Raw genomic sequence first — 239 nt, 5'->3', positions numbered from 1 at the left:
CGCCAATCGAGAGCGGCCCGTTCTACGCCATCAAGATGGTGATCGGCGATCTCGGCACCTATGCCGGCATCGTCACCGACGAGAACGCGCGCGCGCTCGACTCCGAAGGCCGGGTGATTCCCGGCCTCTACGCCGCCGGCAACGACATGGCGAGCATCATGGGAGGCAATTATCCGGGTGCAGGCATCACGCTTGGGCCGGCACTGACCTTCGGCTACATTGCCGGCAGACATCTTGCC

The 239-nt window shown here is 64.4% G+C and carries 1 protein-coding gene; it reads left to right on the top strand.

From position 1 onward, the window contains the following. A partial coding sequence (locus AC0L28_RS34850) for an FAD-binding protein (protein ID WP_473483039.1) occupies positions 1 to 239 on the top strand: 239 nt, incomplete at both ends.

The sequence above is a fragment of the Mesorhizobium sp. WSM4847 genome (assembly GCF_055811335.1).
The sequence above is the reverse complement of the archived record's forward strand: the minus strand, read 5'-3'. Positions and strand labels throughout refer to the sequence as shown.